Annotated in this window: 1 pseudogene; it reads left to right on the top strand. The window is 47.8% G+C overall.

Annotation, left to right across the window (positions count from 1 at the left end):
• A pseudogene (locus JUI58_RS00395) lies at window positions 1-550 on the top strand (hemagglutination protein); the annotation flags it as partial.

Raw genomic sequence — 550 nt, forward strand, 5'->3', positions numbered from 1 at the left:
ATCACCCTCGCCGCTATTCCAGGTAAAAGTCAAGTTCGACTCTCTCACGAAGGTATGGTGGTGAACTTAGTCCTCGATGCCGCCCCAGTCGAAGGAAGCGTTAATATACCCGGAAATCTAATGGGAATCAGGGCAGTAGATATCCCCCGTTATATTACCGGAGGCAGTGAAATCGGTCATGCTAATGAAGTGATTATCGAAGAAGATGGCACAGTGCGGTTAATCAGAACCGATACAGCCGTCAAGGAAGGCGATACGGTCATTGCAGGGGAAGTCAACGCCGAAAATATTAACCTCATGGCAGCAGGAGTTGTTACTCCAACCAACCCAAGTTTAATTCAAGGGGATACCACCGTCGTGCGTTTTCCTGAAGCAGGAGGAACCAATATACTCAACGTTATTGATTCTCGTGCCGATAATGCCGAAGACTTGCTTTATGGTGCAGCAGCAGGAACGATATCGAGTATTATTGGTCGCGAGGAAGAAGGAATTGCCGCGATAAGCGAGAAACTCGAAGAAGTAGACACAGAATTAGACGGCATCGCCATCA

The organism is Spirulina sp. CCY15215, from assembly GCF_016888125.1.
Classification (GTDB): domain Bacteria; phylum Cyanobacteriota; class Cyanobacteriia; order Cyanobacteriales; family Spirulinaceae; genus CCY15215.